At 60.0% G+C, this 21397-nt stretch carries 21 protein-coding genes; 12 read left to right on the plus strand and 9 right to left on the minus strand.

Annotation, left to right across the window (positions count from 1 at the left end; translation table 11 throughout):
* Positions 1-6: 6 nt before the first annotated feature.
* Together ACWPVA_RS02750 and ACWPVA_RS02755 are read right to left on the minus strand one after the other, a co-directional pair.
* Positions 7-1203: a hypothetical protein gene (locus tag ACWPVA_RS02750; protein WP_454286212.1), complete on the minus strand. Its 1197-nt coding sequence runs from the start codon at positions 1201-1203 to the stop codon at positions 7-9.
* A 149-nt stretch (positions 1204-1352) separates the two neighbouring features.
* Positions 1353-1889 carry a DUF1134 domain-containing protein gene (locus ACWPVA_RS02755; protein ID WP_454289511.1) on the minus strand — a complete coding sequence of 179 codons (537 nt, stop codon included), beginning with the start codon at positions 1887-1889 and terminating at the stop codon, positions 1353-1355.
* Positions 1890-2129: 240 nt separating this feature from the next.
* Between ACWPVA_RS02755 and chpT the strand changes: the two genes are divergently transcribed.
* Complete coding sequence (gene chpT / locus ACWPVA_RS02760; RefSeq protein ID WP_454286213.1) at positions 2130-2777, plus strand: histidine phosphotransferase ChpT; 648 nt, start codon at positions 2130-2132, stop codon at positions 2775-2777.
* A 175-nt stretch (positions 2778-2952) separates the two neighbouring features.
* Positions 2953-3315: a response regulator gene (locus ACWPVA_RS02765; protein ID WP_454286214.1), complete on the plus strand. Its 363-nt coding sequence runs from the start codon at positions 2953-2955 to the stop codon at positions 3313-3315.
* A 164-nt stretch (positions 3316-3479) separates the two neighbouring features.
* Here ACWPVA_RS02765 and ctrA read toward each other — a convergent pair whose 3' ends face one another.
* Positions 3480-4181: a response regulator transcription factor CtrA gene (ctrA, locus tag ACWPVA_RS02770; protein ID WP_454286215.1), complete on the minus strand. Its 702-nt coding sequence runs from the start codon at positions 4179-4181 to the stop codon at positions 3480-3482.
* Between the two features lie 444 nt (positions 4182-4625).
* Between ctrA and ACWPVA_RS02775 the strand changes: the two genes are divergently transcribed.
* Positions 4626-4976 (plus strand): flagellar export protein FliJ, encoded by a 351-nt coding sequence (locus ACWPVA_RS02775; protein ID WP_454286216.1) that lies wholly within the window; start codon positions 4626-4628, stop codon positions 4974-4976.
* Between the two features lie 116 nt (positions 4977-5092).
* On the opposite strand, the gene ACWPVA_RS02780 is transcribed toward ACWPVA_RS02775, so the two are convergent.
* Positions 5093-5380 (minus strand): GNAT family N-acetyltransferase, encoded by a 288-nt coding sequence (locus tag ACWPVA_RS02780; RefSeq protein ID WP_454286217.1) that lies wholly within the window; start codon positions 5378-5380, stop codon positions 5093-5095.
* Between the two features lie 116 nt (positions 5381-5496).
* On the opposite strand from ACWPVA_RS02780, the gene ACWPVA_RS02785 reads away from it, so the two are divergent.
* Entirely contained in the window at positions 5497-5958 is a 462-nt protein-coding gene (locus ACWPVA_RS02785) for a paraquat-inducible protein A (RefSeq protein ID WP_454286218.1), read from the plus strand.
* 81 nt (positions 5959-6039) lie between these two features.
* On the opposite strand, the gene sciP is transcribed toward ACWPVA_RS02785, so the two are convergent.
* Positions 6040-6315 (minus strand): CtrA inhibitor SciP, encoded by a 276-nt coding sequence (sciP, locus tag ACWPVA_RS02790; RefSeq protein ID WP_006725852.1) that lies wholly within the window; start codon positions 6313-6315, stop codon positions 6040-6042.
* Positions 6316-6723: 408 nt separating this feature from the next.
* Between sciP and ACWPVA_RS02795 the strand changes: the two genes are divergently transcribed.
* Positions 6724-7464 (plus strand): helix-turn-helix transcriptional regulator, encoded by a 741-nt coding sequence (locus ACWPVA_RS02795; protein ID WP_454286219.1) that lies wholly within the window; start codon positions 6724-6726, stop codon positions 7462-7464.
* Between the two features lie 76 nt (positions 7465-7540).
* On the opposite strand, the gene ACWPVA_RS02800 is transcribed toward ACWPVA_RS02795, so the two are convergent.
* On the minus strand, positions 7541-8566 hold the full coding sequence (locus ACWPVA_RS02800; RefSeq protein WP_454286220.1) for a DUF2793 domain-containing protein: 1026 nt from the start codon (positions 8564-8566) through the stop codon (positions 7541-7543).
* A 594-nt stretch (positions 8567-9160) separates the two neighbouring features.
* Between ACWPVA_RS02800 and ACWPVA_RS02805 the strand changes: the two genes are divergently transcribed.
* The 6 genes from ACWPVA_RS02805 (at position 9161) to ACWPVA_RS02830 (ending at position 14688) form a co-directional block, all read left to right on the plus strand.
* Positions 9161-10063: a branched-chain amino acid ABC transporter permease gene (locus tag ACWPVA_RS02805; RefSeq protein WP_454286221.1), complete on the plus strand. Its 903-nt coding sequence runs from the start codon at positions 9161-9163 to the stop codon at positions 10061-10063.
* 4 nt (positions 10064-10067) lie between these two features.
* A complete protein-coding gene (gene livM / locus ACWPVA_RS02810) occupies positions 10068-11459 on the plus strand; it encodes a high-affinity branched-chain amino acid ABC transporter permease LivM (protein WP_454286222.1) in 1392 nt (463 codons plus the stop codon).
* Positions 11459-12331 (plus strand): ABC transporter ATP-binding protein, encoded by an 873-nt coding sequence (locus ACWPVA_RS02815; protein WP_454286223.1) that lies wholly within the window; start codon positions 11459-11461, stop codon positions 12329-12331. The genes livM and ACWPVA_RS02815 overlap by 1 nt, the downstream gene beginning before the upstream one ends.
* A complete protein-coding gene (locus tag ACWPVA_RS02820; RefSeq protein WP_454286224.1) occupies positions 12331-13059 on the plus strand; it encodes an ABC transporter ATP-binding protein in 729 nt (242 codons plus the stop codon). Before ACWPVA_RS02815 ends, ACWPVA_RS02820 begins: the two co-directional genes overlap by 1 nt.
* A gap of 19 nt (positions 13060-13078) precedes the next feature.
* The gene (locus ACWPVA_RS02825; protein ID WP_454286225.1) at positions 13079-13432 is read left to right on the plus strand and encodes a DUF6867 family protein; all 354 of its coding nucleotides are present in this window, start codon (positions 13079-13081) and stop codon (positions 13430-13432) included.
* Between the two features lie 140 nt (positions 13433-13572).
* The gene (locus ACWPVA_RS02830) at positions 13573-14688 is read left to right on the plus strand and encodes a branched-chain amino acid ABC transporter substrate-binding protein (RefSeq protein WP_454286226.1); all 1116 of its coding nucleotides are present in this window, start codon (positions 13573-13575) and stop codon (positions 14686-14688) included.
* 222 nt (positions 14689-14910) lie between these two features.
* On the opposite strand, the gene ACWPVA_RS02835 is transcribed toward ACWPVA_RS02830, so the two are convergent.
* The 3 genes from ACWPVA_RS02835 to ACWPVA_RS02845 all read right to left on the minus strand — a co-directional run bounded on the left by ACWPVA_RS02835 (position 14911) and on the right by ACWPVA_RS02845 (position 20155).
* Positions 14911-15834, minus strand: coding sequence for a response regulator (locus ACWPVA_RS02835; RefSeq protein ID WP_454286227.1), 924 nt, complete (start codon positions 15832-15834; stop codon positions 14911-14913).
* A complete protein-coding gene (locus ACWPVA_RS02840; RefSeq protein ID WP_454286228.1) occupies positions 15827-19219 on the minus strand; it encodes a hybrid sensor histidine kinase/response regulator in 3393 nt (1130 codons plus the stop codon). The genes ACWPVA_RS02835 and ACWPVA_RS02840 overlap by 8 nt, the downstream gene beginning before the upstream one ends.
* Positions 19220-19537: 318 nt before the next feature.
* On the minus strand, positions 19538-20155 hold the full coding sequence (locus ACWPVA_RS02845) for a helix-turn-helix transcriptional regulator (RefSeq protein WP_454286229.1): 618 nt from the start codon (positions 20153-20155) through the stop codon (positions 19538-19540).
* Between the two features lie 275 nt (positions 20156-20430).
* Between ACWPVA_RS02845 and ACWPVA_RS02850 the strand changes: the two genes are divergently transcribed.
* A complete protein-coding gene (locus tag ACWPVA_RS02850; RefSeq protein WP_454286230.1) occupies positions 20431-21240 on the plus strand; it encodes a c-type cytochrome in 810 nt (269 codons plus the stop codon).
* Positions 21241-21397: the final 157 nt, after the last annotated feature.

A 21397-nucleotide genomic window follows, 5' to 3' on the forward strand; every position in this document is an offset into this window, starting at 1 on the left:
GCGGCATCATTCAGCGGGCGAGGGTTGAGAAGCCGCTGGCCGGGCCAGCGACGGCTCGATCGCCAGCACCCGTCCGGCCAGCGTCAAGGGCTTGCCGGGTTCTTTGGTCGTTTCCGTCCGCAGAAGTTCGGGGATGGGCGATGTCTCACCCTCGTGAACGGCCGTCAGCACGATCATCTTGGCGGCGATGTCGGCAATTTCCTCGCGCAGGGCCTCGTCGTTCGTGGCCGTCTTGGCCTTGATCAGGCGTTCGGTCAGGGCTGTGTGACTGTGGCGCAGTTCTTCCGCCAAATCTGCGGCTTCCGCGGCGCTTCTGCTTGCCGGAATGATTGCTGGGCTCGCTTCCTCGTCCTCAACGATCGCGATTTTCTTGAAGTCGGGTACCGGAAGGTTTGCGGCGCGTAGCGCCTTGGCCGCGGCGCGTACCTGAGCATTTGTCGACTTGATGCTCTCTCTCAATCGGGCGATTTCCTTCGAGCGCCGTTGGAGGAGGGCTTCCTTGTCGGCATTCTCGGCCATTTCGCGGGCGAGCCGGTCATCGAGCCGCAGGAGCTTGTGCTCCTCATGTGCGAGCCTGCTCTCCGCATCCTTGGCGCGCTTGGTCACGAGATTGGCTTCTCGGCGCAGTTCCTCGCGTTCGTCGCGCAACGCCTGAACCCGCATCTTGAGGTTCTCGATCTCGGTCTCGCGCGTCGTCCGTTCGATCTTCAGGTTGTCCATGTCGAACACCATTCGCTCGATCCGCCCGACAAGCGCTGAAATCTCGAGGTCCTTAGCGACGGTAGCCTCTTCCGTGCGGCGCAGGGCCTCCTTCAAATGGTCCACTTCGACTTCCGCACGACGCACTTTCGAGCGGAGGTCCGCTGCCTCGACGCTCATGTCGTTGATCTGCACCCTCAGATCCTGATTGTCCGCCACGAGGTGACTGGCCTCCTTGGCGAGCCTCTCATTGGCAAGCTTCAGGGAAACGGAGCCTTCCCGCTCGCGCAGCAATTCATGCGCCGTCCTGGCGTTCTCCGCCGCGTAGACGGCGCGCACCATGTCCTTCTGGGCGCGGATCTCCTGCGGACTGAGCGGCATCGTGGCCTTCAGCCGGTTCTCGGTATAGAGCACGATGCGTTTGTGAATGGCCGGTGCGACCAGCATTACGAGCAACGCGGCAGCCAGGAACCCCAATCCAAAAAGCAGGACATATTCGATCACGGCGTGCCACTTTTGTGCTTATTCAAACATCCGCGACTAATAACCACGCGCCGCCTGTCAGGACAAGCGCGCTTGAATTGGGTTGTCAGGAATTTTTCATGCCGAGAAGAAATGCTGCAGGAGCCTGAGTGGACCGGCTGGCTGCAACCTCAGAACGGGTTCCACGTTGGCTGGCGAGTAAGCTTCAGGTACCCGACGTTGACGCCGAGCCGGGCCCCGATGCCGGTCCGGATCGGCACGAGAACAACATCGCGGCTCTTCAGCACCGTCATTCCGACGCCGGCGACGACATAGGCCGATCCGCTAACCCCACCATACCGGGCAAACAGGGTGTCGATCGACGGCAGATCGTAGACCAGCATCATCACGCGTGTACCACTGCCGCCGTAATCGATCCCGAGCGAGGGGCCTTGCCAGAAAACCTCATGCTGGCCGGCGTTCTTGGTGTTGAGCTGGCCTTCGCCATAGGTGAGCCCGGCGACGAAGGCGCCGGAGCCTTCCTGGCCGAGGATGTAGCCGTTCGGCAAGCCGTAATTCTCAAAAGCCTGTTCGATCACCTTTGCAAGCGCTCCGCTCGTCGAACCAAAGAAACCATGTCCAGCATCGACGATTTCCTGAGCGGTGTATTCTCCCTCGGCCTTGGCTTCGCTAAGAGCCAAGCCGTAGACGGCGAGCGAGAGAAGCATGGCCACCAGGAGCGTCCGGCGGGCAGCAAAATTGCGGGTCTTCATCTGGCGCATGGGGTCTCCTCCATCCGGAATCGGTGCAATTGGTATCACCAATGCGGGTAAAGCTATTTAGCGAGCATCCTATTAATAATCGGTTTACCAAATATGGTGTCATTATGACCGAAAGGAATCCGATCACACCGGGCGCCCTGTCTTGCGCATCGGGGCCCTCCATGGGATTGATCTTCAGGAGCGACGATGCCGAAAAACCAGATTTTGACCCTTGCCGGTCCCGACCTCGCGGCCCTGCTTTGCAGCCGCGTCTGCCATGACGTCATCTCGCCGGTCGGCGCCATTAACAACGGCCTTGAACTGCTCGATGAGGGCGGCGCGGATGCCGATGCCATGGATCTGATTCGGACCAGTGCGCTCAATGCCTCGGTTCGTCTGAAATTCGCCCGGCTGGCCTTCGGCGCTTCCGGTTCCGTCGGCGCGTCGATCGACACAGGCGAGGCCGAGAAGGCCGCCAAGGATTTTGCCGCCGCCGAGAAGAAGACCGAGGTGAGCTGGAACGGCCCGCGCGCCATCATTGCCAAGAACCGGGTCAAGCTTCTGCTCAATCTCTTTCTCGTCGCTTATAGCGCGATCCCGCGAGGTGGGCAGCTCGACATCACGCTGGAAAACCCGGAATACGATGCCAAGTTCAAGATCGTCGCCAAGGGGCGAATGATGCGTGTGCCTGCGAAATTCGCCGAGATATGCAGCGGCACCATCGAGGAAGCGATCGATGCCCATTCGATCCAGCCCTACTACACTGTCCTGCTTGCCAGCGAAAGCGGCATGGAACTGAACTATATCGCCACCGAGGACGAGATAGTGTTCACAGCAGAGAGTGTGGCGGCCTGAACGGTTGCCCCTTCCGTCCCCTGCAATCCAGGAAACAGGCGCGCCGCTGGCGCGTCTTTTCGCTTGGTGATCTTGCCAGGGACAACGGTAACCTTTCATTAGTTGAAAGCGCCTATCGTCACAGTCATGGACCGCTCTTTCCACAATGGGAAAGGGCGTGGCGCGGGAGTTGACGATGCAGCGTTTGATGATTGCCGACAGTTCCGATGTGGTTCGCAAGGTCGGCAAGAAGATCCTGTCGGAAATCGGATTCCTAGTGCTGGAGGCCGCCAATGCCCGCGAAGCGCTGATGCGCTGTGAGACGGAACTGCCCAACATCATCATCGTCGATGCCGGCCTGGACGGGGCACTGGATTTGATCGCCAATGTGCGCGCGTTGCCGGAAGGCAAGGGTGTGCTGATCTACTATTGCGTGGTCGAGGCGGACCTGAGGACGATGATGGCGGGCAAACGGGCCGGCGCAAACGACTTCCTGCTGAAGCCCTTCGATCGAAAGATCCTCACCCAGATGTTTACCGATAAGGCGATCGCCGCCTGACGCTGTCTTCAGATAGGAACTGAGTTTTATGCCCCGAGCTGTCGTCGGGGCGCTTTTGGTTTCGGCGCCGGGTGGGGCAGGGGCAAGCGTCCGGCTGCAACAACAAAAAACCTGCCCGGTGAGGGGCAGGTCGAATGCAGCGCGGGGATGCGCTAATGCGGATGTCAGGCGGTTTCCATATATTCGGTGCTGTCAGGCTCGCGCAGCACATAGCCGCGGCCCCAGACGGTTTCGATATAGTTGGTGCCGTCTGCGGCGTTCGCAAGCTTCTTGCGCAGCTTGCAGATGAAGACGTCGATGATCTTCAGTTCTGGTTCATCCATGCCACCATAGAGGTGGTTGAGGAACATTTCCTTGGTCAGCGTCGTACCCTTGCGGAGCGAAAGGAGCTCCAACATCTGGTATTCCTTGCCGGTCAGGTGAACGCGCTGGCCGCCGACTTCGACGGTCTTGGCGTCGAGGTTCACGATCAGTTCGCCGGTGATGATGATCGACTGCGCATGGCCCTTCGAGCGGCGGACGATGGCATGGATACGTGCAACCAGTTCGTCCTTGTGGAACGGCTTGGTCATGTAGTCGTCGGCGCCGAAGCCGAGACCGCGGACCTTGTCCTCAATGCCGGCCATGCCGGAAAGGATGAGGATCGGTGTCTTGACCTTCGAAAGCCGCAGCGTGCGCAGCACCTCGTAGCCGGACATGTCCGGAAGGTTCAGGTCGAGCAAAATGATGTCGTAGTCGTAAAGCTTTCCAAGATCCACGCCTTCTTCGCCGAGATCGGTCGTGTAGACGTTGAAACTTTCCGATTTAAGCATCAGTTCGATGCTCTGCGCCGTAGCGCTATCGTCTTCGATGAGTAGAACCCGCATATTTATCCCCTTTACCGCCGCCGAAAGGTCGAACTTGGCCCCCTACGCGATACGGATCCAGTCGTTGCCTGATTTGAAGGCTGCCACCAAATGGTTAACAAATTCTAATTCCCTTTAGCAAGGTGTATCGAAATTATTAAGCAAAGATAGCAGTCCACTGATTTTTCATCTGTTTCCGGCATCGCCACACCTGAATCGGAATGCGAGAAATCCACGCTAACCAATTCATTTGACTCATCATTGTCATGGGCTTTTTAAGGCCCTGGCATTTACTGACCCTTAAATGATCTCACCTATCATTAACGATGCCCGTAAACGAAAGGTTACCAGCGGTAGCTTTTTGTTAACGCCGCCGTTCTTTTTCGAGAATGATTCGTCGAAAAAGCGGCTTGGCATTTTGTCAGTATGTGTGGCGGGGGGTCTCGCATCACGGGAGTATTGCGTATGAAGTCGCGTGAGAGCCTAGTGCGCCTGAAAGGATTTCAGGTCACCGAAAAGCGTCGGCAATTGCAGCAGTTGCAGTCAATGATGGCGGAGTTCGAGCGGATGGCGAAGGAACTGGAAAACCAGATCGCCATCGAGGAGAAGAAGTCCGGGATCACCGATCCGAACCATTTTGCCTATCCAACCTTTGCCAAGGCGGCCCGCCAGCGGGCCGACAATCTCCAGGGGTCTATCCGTGAACTGAAAGTTCAGCAGGAGGCTGCCGAACTTGCCCTGGAAGAGGCCGAGGCGGAACACGCCAAAGCCGCGGCGCTCGAAGAGCGTGACGGTCAAATGCGCATCCGGGCCTAGCGCTCGGGATCGCTTGAAACACGATGCGATCCGGTGGCGGAGCGGAGAGATCCGCGGCCGCTGTCGGGCCGTTTTCGTCGATATTTGTCCGGGCGGCAAACGCCGGCCGGACACAATCAAAACTTGATAACGTCGCGCCAATCCGGGTGGCGCTGCGCCTGGGCACGGAAAAACGGGCAGAGCGGGATGATCTTCCAGCCGCCGCTACGCGCCTGCTCAACCGCGTGGAGCGCCAAGGCCTGACCGGCCCCCTTGCCGCGCATGCTGTCGGGAACCTCCGTATGATCGACAATGATCAGGCTCGGCGAAGCGCGGGAATAGGTCATGACCGCCGGTGCCTCTCCCTCGACGAAATTCCCGACATACCGGCCGCCCGACCCGGCTTCCTCGTTTTTGATATGCATCGCTTCCCCCATTGTCGACAGAGATGCCGACCGGCTTAACATCGGCCACTTTTCCCGGCAATGATGTCTAAGCGTGCGAACGGGCCGTGCGGTGATCTGGGCGGGGGGCTGCAGCAATGATCTGGGTGAAGGCCGTGATGCTGGTGCTGGCATCGATGTTGCTGGCGCTCGGCATCGTATTGCCCCTTGCTCGCTTCGAGAAGCTCTACTTTTTCGTCGACAAGCCTTCGCTCTTTGAGATCGTCGTCGCGCTATGGCGGGACGGTAATGCCGGGCTTGCATTGCTCGTGGGCCTGCTGTCGATAGCCTTTACAATTGTAAAATTGGTCGGTCTGGGAGCAGAGGCCTTCATGGTCCCGGGCACCGATACGCGCAGTGGTATCCTGCATGCACTGGTGCCGCTCCTGTCGAAGTGGTCGATGATGGACGTATTGCTGGTGGCAATCGTCATATTCGCGGCCAAATCCAGCGGCCTGGCTGAGGCCTTCACGCAGCCGGGCCTGTGGTTCTACGCGGCTTCGTCCGTGCTTGCCGGATTGCTCCACCATGTGGTTCAGCGCCAAGCGCGGGCACAATAGACAACGTGCGCGCATGGAGGGTGTCCTGCGCGCACGATGGGTCTATGGGGGGCAGGCGGCTTTCGCCGGCCAAGGCCCGAGTTAATGGCGATACTGCTGGATCCGCGTGGTGCGCAGGCCGGGCAGGCCGTGGTCGTTGATGGAGGACTGCCAGGAAAGGAATTCCTCGACCGTCAGGGTATAGCGCTCGCAGGCTTCTTCCAGGCTCAGCAGGCCGCCGCGCACCGCGGCGACAACCTCTGCTTTCCGGCGTATCACCCAACGGCGCGTATTGGCCGGCGGAAGATCGGCAATGGTCAGCGGGCTGCCATCGGGGCCGATGACATATTTCACTCGGGGGCGGATCATTTCGGTCATTGGACTCTCTATACAAACTCAAGACCACACCCGTGCATCCTAGCCGCCCACCTTTAAAATTTGCCTAAGCGCCTTGTAAGCATTTGATAATAATTTTCACGACTGGCGGCTGAGGAAAAAAGCATCCGTCGAAGCCGATTCTTGCTTGCCGTTGCGTAAACTTGCGTCAACCGCATAGGAGTTATGCTGAATTAGAAGTATCTTAGATTTGAATCTGTAGTAGAAGCTTCGAACAATGACGGAGGGTATGGTTCGCTATTCACCGCCGTGAACTCCGGGTGCGCGATGAAATCCCGCACCGAGCCAGAACCGAAAGATCGGCGCCAGCTCCGTTCTCTACCGTTCCAGCCATGTTCGTTCGATTGATATCCAGGATGCGACTGAATAGCTTCGGTCGAAAGGAGCGCAATGTTTAGGCTGTCCGACTCGATCTGTCGTGAGGAAGAGGGTAGTGCCGTTTCGGCGATCCCGGTCGATGATGCGGGCCTTTGTCCTCTCGGCCGGCAGTTTGCAGCGCTGGGGCGCAGCTACGGGTTCGCATACTTTTTCGTCAGCAGCTTTCCCAAGGCCGACAAGCCGGAGTTCGCCGCGAATGCGCTGTTCTGCAATTGGCCGCTCGAGTTGAAGGAGCGGTACCGGGTCGGCGACCATTTCTCGGCGAGCCGGATGGTGGCCCATTTGAAGCAGAGCGTCTTGCCGTTCCAGTCCGCTGAATGCGTCTTCGTCGAAGGCAGGGATGAGGAGGCGGAGCGTAGCCTCGCCGGCGCTTTTGCCGATTGCGGCTTGGGCTTCAGTCTGGCCTTTTCCATCCACGATTCGGGGCTTGCCCACTATCTTTTCGTCTTTTCGGGCGAGAGGGACAAACTGGACCGGCACGAGGTCGCGAATCTCTATTTCGACTGCCTCGAACTGCTCGACAACTGCTCAAGCCGGATCACCCAGAAGGATGGACCGCGCGAGAAGCTATCGGCCCGCGAGATCGAGTGCTTGCGCTGGTCGGCCGCTGGCAAAAGTAGCGATGAGATCGCTATCATCCTGTCGATCTCGAGCCACACCGTGGTCAGCTATCTCAAGAGTGCCATGCGCAAGCTGGATTCCGTCAACCGGATGCAGGCGGTTGCCAGAGCCTGCCGTTTCCGGCTTCTCTGAGCGTCCGCTTCACCCGTCCGTGAGGACGGGCGAACGACGGAACCCCCCGGCGGAAGCGCGCCCGGCGGTGCCAAGCCTAAAGCATGTGTGCCGAGATTTCCGTGTGAGCATAGCCGAATAGCAATTGTGCGCTTCCCGCATGCAACAGGGTGAAAACGTCGCCCGCCTGCAGCGAGACGAGCACCGTAGATGACTGCGAACCCACCCCTCCTGCCACTGAGGCAAGATTGCCTGTGCCGTTGACGCGCAGTGTCACGGCATGGCCAAACGAGGCCTGTGCCTCCACGTTGAGGGTGACGAGATAGGTGCCTGTCGCCGGCACGACCAATTCCTTGCCGTGGCCTGAAGCCAGTGCTGCGCCAAGCGCGAATCCCCCCGCAACGAGGTGAAGATCGTCGAAGCCGGTCATTGTGCCCGCAGAGGGTGAAAGGCTGGCGGCGGCAAGCGCGGCGCGCACCAGCGGCCGCTGTTGCGTGCGGACCACGCCCTCCGGGGAAATCGTCAGTGCGGTCGTCCATGCCGCCCCGTCGCCGCTGACCTTGATGGCGAACTTGTCGTCACCCGCAAGCCCCATTTCCGCCTTGCCCTGCCAGCCGGATTGGAACAGCAGGGATGCCGTATCCGCGGTCGAAGCCTTATTGATTTTCAGGCGATGGTCGCTGCCGGCATGGTTCAAGAGGCTGGCCGGTCCGGATACCGCCAGGCGGTTGGTGGCGTCAGGCGCAGCGCTGATCCCGAGCGCCGAAATCTGCGCTTCGGCGGGCAGGGGAATGTCGCGCCAGTCCGTTCCGGTGAAGACTTTCAGCCGTTCCTCCGTGAGATCATAGCAGCACCATCCGGTGCGCGGCGCGATGAAGGTCCATGCGCCATCCTGGCGGAAGGCGAGGCGTCCCGATTCGCCGGCCCAGTCGCCCGTTGCTCCCGGCAACACCCAGAAGCACTCCCCCTCTGGCGGTGAGGCCGGCGGACTGGCCAGGTGCGCCTTGATCACAAGCTGTACGACCGCGTCGAGTGCCTGCAGTGCTTCATTGTGGGTGACGTGCTTCTGGGCTTGTGCGGGTTTGATATAGGGAAGAGCAAGGTTTGCAGTTGCGTCCGACATGAATGCGTTCTCCGTTTCGGTATGTTCGATGCGAAACAGCTTGAAACGGTTTCAGGCCAGGGGGACGAACGAGGTCGCGCTGCATTGAAAAGGCTTATTTTTCCGGCCCGTGTTTCCCCCTTTTCGCAGCGGCGCGCTATCGCCAAGTGTTGATGGCTGGGTTGAGGACGGGCTCCAGCGCCGATGGCCGCGCATACAGCGCTGCTTGTTGTCGCTTTGTGATTGGCCCGCGCGAGATTTCGCAGCTATGCTAATATGAGAATTGGAGCTTGTTGCGTGCCGACCGATACCGGTCGATCACGAAAAGTTCGCTCATTCCGTCAATTTTGGCCATGCTTGCGGCTGATTGAAGGCAAAATTCCAACAGTGAAAAAGGCGGCATAAGCTACTTTGTCGGCATTTTGTGCCGCTTTTTTGGTGGATTTGGCGATAAAATCACCAAATTGTAGCAAATTGCCGGTAAAATGCGCGCCGCCTAGTTTTTGGACTTCACATTTTTGCCGAAAACGCTATCAAATCCGAGCATGTTAAGAACCCCGATAGGGGACAACATAAAAAGGGACGCGCTAAAAGGCCGCGTCCGGGGGATTGGTAATGGAGTATTTCATCCAGCAGCTCATAAACGGGCTGACTCTTGGATCTATCTATGGCCTCGTGGCTATCGGCTATACGATGGTTTACGGCATCATCGGCATGATCAACTTCGCCCATGGCGACATCTTCATGCTTGGCGGCTTCGCTGCCCTCATTGTGTTTCTCATCCTGACATCGTTCTTTGCCGGCATTCCGGTCGCGCTTGCGCTGCTGATCATGCTGGTCGTTGCGATGCTGATGACGGGACTGTGGAACTGGACGATCGAGCGGGTTGCTTACCGGCCGTTGCGCGGTTCTTTCCGGTTGGCGCCGCTGATCACCGCGATCGGCATGTCAATCGCCCTGTCGAACTTCATCCAGGTGACGCAGGGGCCGCGCAACAAGCCGATTCCGGCGCTGGTCAATGATGTCTACCACTTTGGTGCCATCACGATTTCGCTCAAGCAGTTGCTCATCGTCGTCATCACGTCGGTGCTGCTCGCCGCATTCTGGTACATCGTCAACAAGACGCCGCTCGGCCGCGCCCAGCGCGCCACGGAGCAGGATCGCAAGATGGCGGCTCTTCTCGGTGTCGATGTCGACAAGACCGTGTCGATCACCTTCGTCATGGGTGCCGCACTCGCCGCGGTCGCGGGTTCGATGTACCTGATGTATTATGGTGTCGCGTCGTTCAACGACGGCTTTATTCCGGGGGTCAAGGCGTTCACCGCCGCCGTTCTGGGTGGCATCGGCTCGCTGCCGGGTGCTGTGCTCGGAGGTCTGTTGATCGGCCTCATCGAATCGCTCTGGTCGGCATATTTCAGCATCGCCTACAAGGACGTCGCCACCTTCGGTATCCTGGCCTTTGTGCTGATCTTCAAGCCAACCGGCATCCTTGGTCGACCAGAAGTCGAAAAGGTCTGATCCCATGGCAAATCCTGTAAACGTGGCCGGCACGTCTCAATCCGGCAACCTTGCGCGCGCGCTCAAGGAAGGTCTCTTCGCGGGCGTTCTCGCACTCGGCCTGTTCAGCCTGTATGTCGGCATCAAGACCGATCAGGACATCAACAATGCGCTGGTATGGTATCCGCGCTGGGGCCTTCTGGCCATCTTCGTCGCGGTTGCGGCCATCGGCCGTTTCCTGATTGTCGCCTTCATCCAGCCGTGGAACCGGTCCCGCAAGGATCGGCTTTCGCAAATGCCGGTTCATGAGATCGAGGCAAAGCCCTCCTTCTTCCACCAGCATTTTCTCAAGATTGCCCTTCTCGCCCTCGTGCTTTATCCGCCGGTCATCGTCTGGCTGATGGGCATCCAGGGTTCGCTGAAGTTCGTCGACAATTTCGGCATCCAGATCCTGATCTACGTGATGCTGGCCTGGGGTCTCAATATCGTCGTCGGTCTCGCCGGCCTGCTCGACCTCGGCTATGTCGCCTTCTACGCGGTCGGTGCCTATTCCTATGCGCTGCTGTCACAGCATTTCGGCCTGTCCTTCTGGGTCCTGCTGCCGCTGTCGGGCATTCTCGCCGCCTTCTGGGGCATCATCCTCGGCTTCCCGGTTCTCCGGCTACGGGGTGACTACCTGGCGATCGTGACGCTCGCCTTCGGTGAGATCATTCGCCTCGTGCTGATCAACTGGACGGACGTCACCAGGGGCACGTTTGGTGTGTCCGGCATTCCGAAGGCCACGCTGTTCGGCATCAACTTCGATGCCTCGCCGACCGGCTTCGCCAAGATGTTCGATCTGCCGATGTCGTCGGCCTACTACAAGATCTTCCTCTTCTATCTCATTCTGGCTCTGTGCATGCTGACCGCCTATGTGACGATCAGGCTTCGTCGCATGCCGATCGGCCGCGCCTGGGAAGCTCTGCGTGAAGACGAGATTGCCTGCCGTTCGCTCGGCATCAATACGGTGACGACCAAGCTTACAGCCTTCGCTATCGGCGCAATGTTCGGCGGTTTCGCGGGGTCGTTCTTTGCTGCCCGACAAGGCTTCGTTTCTCCGGAAAGCTTCGTTTTCCTCGAGTTGGCCGTGATCCTCGCCATCGTCGTTCTCGGCGGCATGGGTTCGCTGACCGGCATCGCTGTTGCCGCGATCGTCATGGTCGGCGGCACGGAACTGCTGCGCGAGATGGAGTTCCTCAAGCACGTGTTTGGCCCTGACTTCACGCCGGAACTCTACCGCATGCTGCTATTCGGCCTGGCGATGGTCATCGTCATGTTGTTCAAGCCGCGTGGTTTCGTCGGCTCGCGTCAACCGACCGCCTTCCTCAAGGAGAGCAGGGCTGTCTCTGGAAGCTTTACCAAGGAAGGTCACGGCTGATGACTTCCGGAACGAATACGATGACCAAAGACACGCTCCTCAATGTCGAGCACCTTTCGATGAAGTTCGGCGGCCTGATGGCTATCGATGACTTTTCGTTCGAAGTCAGGCGCGGTGAAATCACCGCACTGATCGGGCCGAACGGTGCCGGCAAGACCACGGTGTTCAACTGCATCACCGGATTTTACAAGCCGACGATGGGCATGATCACTATGACCCATAGTGACGGCAGCCAGTACCTGTTGGAGCGTCTTCCCGACTTCGAGATCACCAAGAAGGCAAAGGTCGCCCGCACCTTCCAGAACATCAGGCTGTTTTCGGGCCTGACGGTTCTGGAGAACCTCCTGGTCGCGCAGCATAACGCGCTGATGAAGGCGTCCGGCTACACGGTCCTTGGTCTGCTGGGCCTGCCTGCCTACAAACATGCGGCTGCCGCGGCGATCGAAAAGGCGAAGTATTGGCTCGAAAAGGCCGATCTTGTTGATCGCGCCGACGATCCGGCCGGCGACCTTCCCTACGGCGCACAGCGCCGTCTGGAGATCGCCCGTGCCATGTGCACCGGACCGGAGCTTCTTTGCCTCGATGAACCTGCAGCTGGCCTGAACCCGAAGGAATCCCTCGTGCTCAATGCGTTGCTGCGCAGCATTCGCGACGAGGGCACTTCGTTGCTGCTGATCGAACACGACATGTCAGTCGTCATGGAGATTTCCGACCACGTTGTCGTGCTCGAATACGGGCAGAAGATTTCTGACGGCACGCCGAACCACGTGCAGAACGACCCGAAGGTCATTGCGGCCTATTTGGGTGTCGAGGATGAAGAATTGGATGAAGCAATCCACGAAGTCGAAGCCGTTGCAGGAGAACAGAACTGATGTCTTCTGAGCCGCTTCTCAAAGTACAGGGCGTCGAGACCTATTACGGCAACATCCGGGCGCTGGACGGCGTGGACGTCGAGGTTCGCCAGGGTGAGATCGTCAGCCTGATCGGTGCGAATGGCGCCGGCAAGTCGACGCTGATGATGACCATCTGTGGCAGTCCGCAGGCGCGCGCCGGCACGATCACCTTCGACGGCACCGACATCACCAAGATGCCGACCCATCTGATTGCGCGCCGTCGTATCGCCCAGTCGCCGGAGGGTCGCCGCATCTTTCCGCGGATGACCGTGTTCGAAAACCTTCAGATGGGTGCCGGTCTCGACAACCTGAAATATTTCGACGAGGACGTCGAGAAGATCTTCACGCTCTTCCCGCGCCTCAAGGAACGTCAATCGCAGCGCGGTGGGACCTTGTCCGGGGGCGAGCAGCAGATGCTCTCTATCGGTCGCGCACTCATGGCCCGTCCAAAGCTGCTGCTGCTCGACGAGCCATCGCTTGGTCTCGCACCGTTGATCGTCAAAGGCATTTTCGCGGCAATCAAGAAGCTTAACCAGGAGGAAGGCCTTACCGTCTTTCTCGTCGAGCAGAATGCGTTCGCGGCGTTGAAGCTCTCCGACCGCGCCTATGTCATGGTCAACGGCAAGGTCACCATGAGCGGGACGGGCAGGCAACTGCTCGCCGATCCTTCGGTCCGCGCGGCCTACCTCGAAGGCGGCCACCACTGAGGGTGCAGGGAGAATAGATATGCAAGGCTTGTTTTTCGAGAGCGATACCGGCGTCCGCATGGTTCTGCGCTTCCTGGTGCTACTGCTCGGGTTCTGGACCGCGTGGCGGACCGGAAGGGCTGTGGCCGAGGGCTGGCAGGGTTATGCGACCGTCGTTATCTACACCCTCCTGCTCGGCGTGGTGATGCGTTTCCTGCATTACTCGCTGTTTCAGGGGCCGTTTATCAGCCCGCTGCTCTACGGTGTAGACGTGTTGATTTTGCTTGTGTTTTCCACCGCCGGTTACCGTACGCGGCGCACGACCCAGATGGTGGACAACTATTATTGGCTATACGAGAGGACATCGCCCTTTTCGTGGAAGAAGAAAGATTGACAGCCGCGTTTTTCTTGTCTCACATGGGCAAGAAGAGCGTGAGCTTTCATAAGAGTGGAACAGCTTTTCCGGCGCAGTCATGGTGGGTATTGCGCAGGGTTTTTGAAACCTAACCCGCCTAAAAAATTGGGAGTAACAAAATGAAGAAGTCTCTTCTGTCAGCCGTAGCGCTGACGGCCATGGTTGCCTTCTCCGGCAATGCCTGGGCTGAAATTCTGGTCGGTGTCGGTGGCCCGATGACCGGTCCGAACGCTGCCTTCGGCGCACAGCTCCAGAAAGGTGCGGAGCAGGCTGCCGCTGACATCAATGCTGCCGGTGGTATCAACGGCGAAATGGTCAAGATCGTTCTGGGCGATGACGTTTCTGACGCCAAGCAGGGCGTTTCGGTCGCCAACAAGTTTGCAGCTGACGGCGTGAAGTTCGTCGTGGGTCACTTCAACTCGGGCGTTTCGATCCCGGCTTCGGAAGTTTATGCCGAAAACGGCATCCTCGAAGTTTCTCCGGCCGCCACCAACCCGGTCTATACCGAGCGCGGCATGTGGAACACCTTCCGCACCTGCGGCCGTGACGACCAGCAGGGCGCGGTTGCCGGCCAGTATATCGCCGACAGCTTCAAGGACGTGAAGGTTGCCGTCGTCCATGACAAGACCCCCTATGGTCAGGGCCTTGCCGACGAAACCAAGAAGGCGATGAACGGCCTTGGCATCACCGAAGTCATGTACGAAGGCATCACTGCCGGCGAAAAGGACTATTCGGCTCTGATCTCCAAGATGAAGGAAGCCGGCGTCGGTCTCGTCTACTGGGGCGGTCTGCACACGGAAGCTGGCCTGATCATGCGCCAGATGGCTGATGGCGGCCTCAAGGCTAAGTTCATGTCGGGCGACGGTATCGTCTCGAACGAACTGGCTTCGATCGCCGGCGACGCCGTCGCAGGCACCCTCAACACCTTCGCTCCGGACCCGCGCAAGCGTGAAGAAGCCAAGGAAATCGTCGAGAAGTTCCGCGCCTCTGGCTTCGAGCCGGAAGCCTACACGCTCTATTCCTATGCGGCTATGCAGGTCATCGCGGAAGGTGCCAAGGCTGCCGGTTCGAACGATCCGGAAGCCGTTGCAGCGGCCCTGAAGGAAAAGGGCCCGTTCAAGACCGCTCTCGGCGAACTCAGCTTTGACGAGAAGGGCGATATCACTCGTCCCGACTACGTCATGTATGAGTGGAAGAAGGGCGAAGACGGCAAGTACAGCTACTTCGAAATGTAAGAATTTCGGTCCTGCCGGATCGAAGTGGAAAGCCCGGCCTCGTGCCGGGCTTTTTCCGTTCCGGCTTGCCCCGTGCGATCCGGTCATACTGAATGGCAGTCATCCGCAAGCGAAGGTACGAGCCTTGCCGGTGATCAAGTGCGGCTCTATCGCTTTCGGGGAAGGAATGATGCTGCAGGATGCGTGCTCCACGCGCGTGAGGAAAGGCGGTTGCGGCCTTCCTCAATCCACGTGCAGCACACGAGTGGCCTTAACGGCCGCCGAAGCGCGGTTTTCGACGCCGAGCTTCACATAGATCTGCTCGAGGTGCTTGTTCACGGTTCGGGACGAAAGGCCAAGGATGTCGGCGATGTCGCGGTTCGCCTTGCCCTTGGCGATCCACAACAGCACCTCGGCCTCGCGCTGCGTCAGCCCGAACTGGCCGCGCAGGGCCTCGTCTTCGCTGCGCCGGTTGGCGACCGTCAGGCGGAACAGGTACTCGTCCGGGCCGAGGCCGCCGAGAAAGCCGAGCTGCAGCTCGGTGCCGCCCGCATGGGTGAAGCAGAAGGCGGTTTCGCCGCCATGGGCGAGCGCGCCGCGCCGCGCCATCCAGCCGGCAATGGCGCCAGCGACCAGATCGAGGCCGCTGGCGCTTCCGGTGGCGCTGTCGGCCAGCCGGGTCGCCTGCGGCGTCGACCAGTGGATCGTGCCGTCTGCGCGGACCGCCAGCAGATGCCGTCCGGCGGCATCGAGCGCGACGCGGGCGCTCTGGGCCGAACGGGCATTCGACAGATGGACACGAATGCGGGCACGCAATTCGTCGATGTTGATCGGTTTGGTCAGGTAGTCGACGCCGCCGGAATCGAGTGCGTGGACCACATGCTCGGTCTCGGTCAGCCCGGTCATGAAGATCACCGGCACCTGGGCGGCGACCGGATCGGCCTTGAGCCTGCGGCAGGTCTCGAAACCGTCCATGCCCGGCATCACCGCATCGAGCAGGATGAGGTCCGGACTGATCTTGTCGACGATCGACAGCGCGGCCTGGCCCGATGTGGCGATCAGCACCGAGAAGCCGGACTGTTCCAGCGCATCGGTCAGGAAGCCGAGCGCCTCGGGACTGTCGTCGACCAGCAACACGATGTCGCGGGGACGGTCTGCCTCAGCCATGGCTCTTTTCCTCCCGAGCGTCGATGTCCTTCAGGAAGGCGGCGAAGCCGGCCAGGTCGAAGGCCTGGACGAAACCGCGCGAGGCGTCGACGAAGGCGCTGTTCTTCCCGATTTTCGCCAGGTCCGCAAGCTTCGCCTCGATGCCGCGGACATAGCCGATTTCGCTCAGACGGGTGAGTTCGGCGATGTGCGCCTGACCCGGCGAGCCGGGTGGCTGGTTGAGTGGGTGGACGGTCGCTGCCGCCGTGCCCAGCTGCTCATCGGCATAGATCCAGTCGAGGCCGAGATACATGGCGAGTTTGTCGCGCAGGCGGCGCACGTCGACCGGCTTGGCGATGGCATCGTCGTGGCCCTCGCCACCGGGACCGGGCGCGTCGCCGATATTGGCCGATAACATGATGATCGGCGCCCGCTGCCCGGCGTCACGCAGCTTCTCGACCAGTTGCCAGCCGTTCATGCCCGGCATCTGGATGTCGACGAGGAAGAGATCCGGCCTGACGCCCTCGATCAGTGTCAGGCACTCAGGTCCGCCGGCCGCCGTGAGCACGACGAAGTCGAGCGGTGCCAGCACCTCGCGCATCAGGTCGCGATGGTCTTCATTGTCGTCGACGACAACGATGGTCCGGCGCGGACCGGTGTAGGAAACGATCCTGCGCTCGATGGCGGGAGCCGTGCTCGGGCGGTCGATGGCCGACAGCATCAGCCGGACCTTGAAGGTCGAACCCTTGTCCTTTTCGCTGTCGACGGCGATTTCGCCGCCCAGCGTGTTGGTCAGGAGCTTGGTAATCGTCAGCCCGAGACCGAGCCCCGGCATGGGGCGGATATTGTCAGCCTCGCCCCGCTGGAAGGGCTCGTAGATCCGCGTCAGGTCGCGCTCGGAAATACCGCGCCCGGTGTCGGAGATCGTGAAGGTCGCCACCTGGCTGCGGTAGCCAACCTCGAAGCGCACCGTGCCCCCGTCGGTAAACTTGATGGCATTGGAGAGCAGATTGACGAGGATCTGGCGCAGACGCTTCTCGTCGGTGCGGACGTAGAGCGGCAAGGCGCCCGACCGCTCGTGCTCGAAGGTCAGGCCCTTGGCGGCTGCCTGGGGGGCGAACATGTCCACCAACTGGTCGAGGAAATCCTGGATATTCAGCTCGTTGGAGAAGACTTGTAGACGGCCTGCTTCGATCTTGGAAATGTCCAGCAGCCCGTCGATCAGCCCGGATAGATGGTCGGCCGAGCGGCGGATGACCCTGATCGCGGACTGGCGGGCGGGCGGGATCGTTTCGTCGCGCTCGAGGATCTGGGCATAGCCGAGAACAGCGTTAAGCGGCGTCCTCAGTTCATGGGACAGGCCGACGACATAGCGGCTCTTCGCCCGGTTGGCGGCCTCTGCCGTGTCCTTGGCGGTCTGCAGCGCCGCATCTGTCTTGCGGTGGGCGGCGATTTCCTTGAGCAGCAGTGTGTTCTGGCGCGAGGATTCCTCTTCCGCCACGACCCGGCTATCATGGGCGAGAACGTAGAACCAGCTGGCGACCCCGGAAATGACCGCGGAGACGAAAAAGACGATCAGCACTGTGCGGTTGACGACGTCCGCCGTCTCCGGCGAGGCGGTGGAGACCTGATGGGCGATGAGGGCGAGGATCGCGCCGATGAGCGAGACGGCGACGAGCGCGGTGACCGCATAGCGGCCGAGGCGGGTGGACAGCCAGGCCAGCGCCGGTTCGGGCAGAAAGCGCGCCGCGACGAAGGTCGCCTGGGCGTTGAGCTTGGCGTGCGGTTTGCACATGTCGTGGCAGCGGCTGTCGAGCGAGCAGCACAGCGAACAGATCGGCGCGGCATAGGCCGGGCACCAGGCCATGTCCTCCGGCTCGAACGGGTGTTCGCAGATCGAGCAGGTGATCGAGGTGAGGTTCTTCCAGCTGTGGCGCGGCTTTCGGGCGAGATAGTACTCGCCCTTCGTGCCCCAGGCGATCAGCGGCGAGATCACGAAGGCGATCAGCGTCACATAGGTGGAAAGCGATGCCATCAGCGGCCCGAAAAGGCCGAAATGGGCGGCAAGCGCAATGCCGGCCGAAAGCACGAGCGTGCCGCAGCCGACCGGGTTTATGTCGTAGAGATGGGCGCGCTTGAACTCGATGCCGGGCGGTGCCAGCCCCAGCGGCTTGTTGACGAAAAGGTCGGCGGAGATGGCGCAAAGCCAGCTCATGGCGATAATCGAGAATATGCCCAGCGTTTCCTCAAGCAGCCGATAGATGCCGAGCTCCATCAGCAGGAGCGCGATCGCCACGTTGAACACCAGCCAGACGACCCGGCCCGGATGGCTGTGGGTCAGCCGCGAGAAGAAGTTCGACCAGGCGAGCGAACCGGCATAGGCGTTCATCACGTTGATCTTGAGCTGTGAGATCACCACGAAGCACGCCATCAGCAGCATGGCCGCCGTGTCGTTCGGGATCATGTAGCCGAAGGCGGCGAGATACATATGCGCGGGGTCGGCCGCCTCGCTGGCCGGTGCGCCGGTCGAAAGTGTGAGCACTGCGAGAAAGGAGCCGGCAAGAAGCTTGGGCACGCCGAGCACGACCCAGCCGGAGCCGGCGAGGAAGACGGCAATGCGATGGTGGAGCTTTCGCCCGCCCTCAGGCGGCAGGAAGCGCAGGAAGTCGACCTGTTCGCCGATCTGCGGCATCAACGCCAGGATGACGGCGGAGGCCGCGCCGAATTCGATCAGGTCGAAGGGGGCGGTTGAGCCGATCTGGGCATTGGAGTGGCCGATGCCGGCGAAGGAGCGCCAGAGGTCGATCTTTTCCCAGTCGAGAAACGCGATGAAGATGAAGGGCAGGATATTGAGGACGATCCAGAAGGGCTGAGTCCACAATTGGAATTTCGAGATCAGCCGCACGCCGTAGGTGACCAGCGGGATCACCACCATGGCTGAGATGATGTAGCCGATCCACAGCGGAATACCGAAGGCGAGCTTGAGCGCGCCGGTCATGATCGAGGCTTCGATCGCAAACAGCATGAAGGTGAAGCTCGCATAGATCAGCGAGGTCACCGTAGAGCCGATATAGCCGAAGCCGGCGCCGCGGGTCAGAAGGTCGATGTCGACTCCGTAGCGGATGGCATAGCGGCTGATCGGCAGGCCGACGAGCAGCATCAGGACAGCGGCGGCGATGATGGCGAAAAAGGCATTGGTCGTGCCGTAGGACAGCGTGATCGTGCCGCCGATGGCCTCCAGCGCCAGAAAGGAGATAGCTCCGATCGCCGTCTGAGAAATCCGGCTCGAGGAGAATTGCCGGGCACTCTTGGCGGTAAAGCGCAACGCATAGTCTTCCAGCGTCTGGTTAGCGACCCAGCGATTGTACTCGCGCCGGACCGGGATGATGCGTTGGCGTGCGGCCATGCTTAAAAACTAGCGCCTTAATAAAATTGACTTAAGATTGAGCATTTTGCCGGAAACACGGGGAATTGCAAGGGGAGGGATGGTGCCGTGCGAGAATGCCGTCTGCCATGCCAGTTGTTTGATCTGAGGATTTGAACAACTACGGCAAACCTGACGGTAGCGATCTCCATTCACGCCCGATTTGTCGGACCAATTCTGGCCTTCAATCGCGGTCTGGGCGAGACGGCCTGGAAAGGTATTTCACCCGAGAGAACCTGATGAGCGTTACGTGTAGATAATTCGGCTCGTCCAAGCTTGTGCAGCGCGTTGGCCGTGGATTCACCGGCGGAAGCCTTTGCGGACGCCTGGGTGGATGTTGCCTGGCGCCTCAATCGGATGGGCTATTGTCCGTCCCGACGCTGCTTCTCTTTCCTGCGATGCACCGAAATCGAGGAACTCGTCCATGAAGATTCCAAGAAGCTCCGCTCTCGTGCCGACGCCGGCCTTGCGGAAGATTGCGCTCAATTGTGCCTTGATGGTTCCTTCCTTTGTCGCCCGGAGTTTGGCAATTTCGGAGATCCTCAGACCGCGCAGCGACAGAAGGGCTATGTCGCTTTCGGCCTTCGACAGTTCCCAGGCGGCAAATTGCCTTACCAGTATGTCGTCGAAGTGCCCCCGAAGCGACTGGAGTTGGTCGGCCTGTGCCGTCCCGGCACTTCGCAGCCTGCGCATATGCCGCCGTGACAGTACGAAGCCCAACCAGAGGAGCGCCACGGCCAGACTTTCGACAACAAGATGGAGCGATTGCGGCCAGGTCAGTGGAGTGGCCTTGACGAGGTCCCGGTGCAATTCATACGCGATGTCGATAGCGAACAGCAGCCCGCACAGCAGTTGGATCAGGGCAATCAGTCCCAGCGTGCGGTCTGCCGACCAAGGAAAGCGTAGAAACTGTTTCATTCGTTCTGGCTCAATCGGATGGCAAAAACTCATCTAGCGTGTTTTTCCGGAAAACAGCGATAAACGGCTTTATGACTTGAGTGACGTTTACATAAGCCAAAGTCTAAAGAGCGGTCCTGTGGCAAGGCAAGTGCACCGATGGTCATTGCTCTATCTTGGCCATGCGTGCTTACTTTTTTGGGCGGATTCCGTCATCTCGGGCGGCCGCAAAGGGAGGCGGTGGCAATGACGCCTTGAATCCGGGTGTCGGTCCACCGATTGGGGAGGAATGAACCATGCAGCGAACCGTCTTTGCCGTTGCGGCAGCACTGGCTCTTGCGTTACCGGGCGTGAGTTCGGCCGATGAACACCAAAACCGGGACTACGATCATAAACCCGAGGCGCAGGACTTCATCCACGGAGCGCCCGAAGTGCCGTCAGAGGCTTGGACGCTGGCGGCGGGTGGACGTATCTACGACAACTGGTGGGACGCCCTCGACCGTGAAAAGCCCGAAGGCACCAATCCGGCCTATCCGGTTTCCGTGAACAAAGAACAATCCGGCCCAGGAACCTGGCGGTGTAAGGAATGTCATGGCTGGGACTACCTGGGCAAGGACGGCATCTATTCTAAGGGGGGGCATTTCACCGGTATCAAGGGTATCAATGGTGCGATCGGAAAGCCCGTGGAAGCGATCGGCAAGACGCTGCGCGATGCGAACCATCCCTATACGACCGAGATGATCACCGACGAGGAAATACAGCGCGTCGCGGCATTTGTCAGCCGTGGACAGGTCGATATGCGGTCCTTCATCGACTACGAGACCAGGACCGTGAATACGGGGGACAAGGAGCGGGGACGGGCGATTTTCCAAACGACCTGCGCGGCTTGTCACGGGTTTGATGGGCGGCTGATCGACTGGGGCGAAGACGGTGCCCACAACTACGTCGGCACCGAGGCGGCCGAATTGCCGGACGAAGTGATGAACAAGATCCTCAACGCCCATACCGGGGTGCAGATGATCAACCTTCGGGCCTTCCCGTTATCGGATGCGATCGATGTGCTGGCCTATGCTGCAACTCTGCCGCTTGAGCCGCCAACAGAGTAAGTGGGGATACAGCGATAGGGGGATTGCGGCTCTGTCCGCACTCTCCCTTTCCGGCGTCCCTCGGCACAATCGGATCACCGCGTGCGCTGTGTCATAAATTGCGCCGCCGTCATTCGGCAGCATTCCGCTTGCGTCTTCGGCCTTCTTGTCTGGACGG

It is taken from the genome of Rhizobium arsenicireducens, assembly GCF_964021225.1.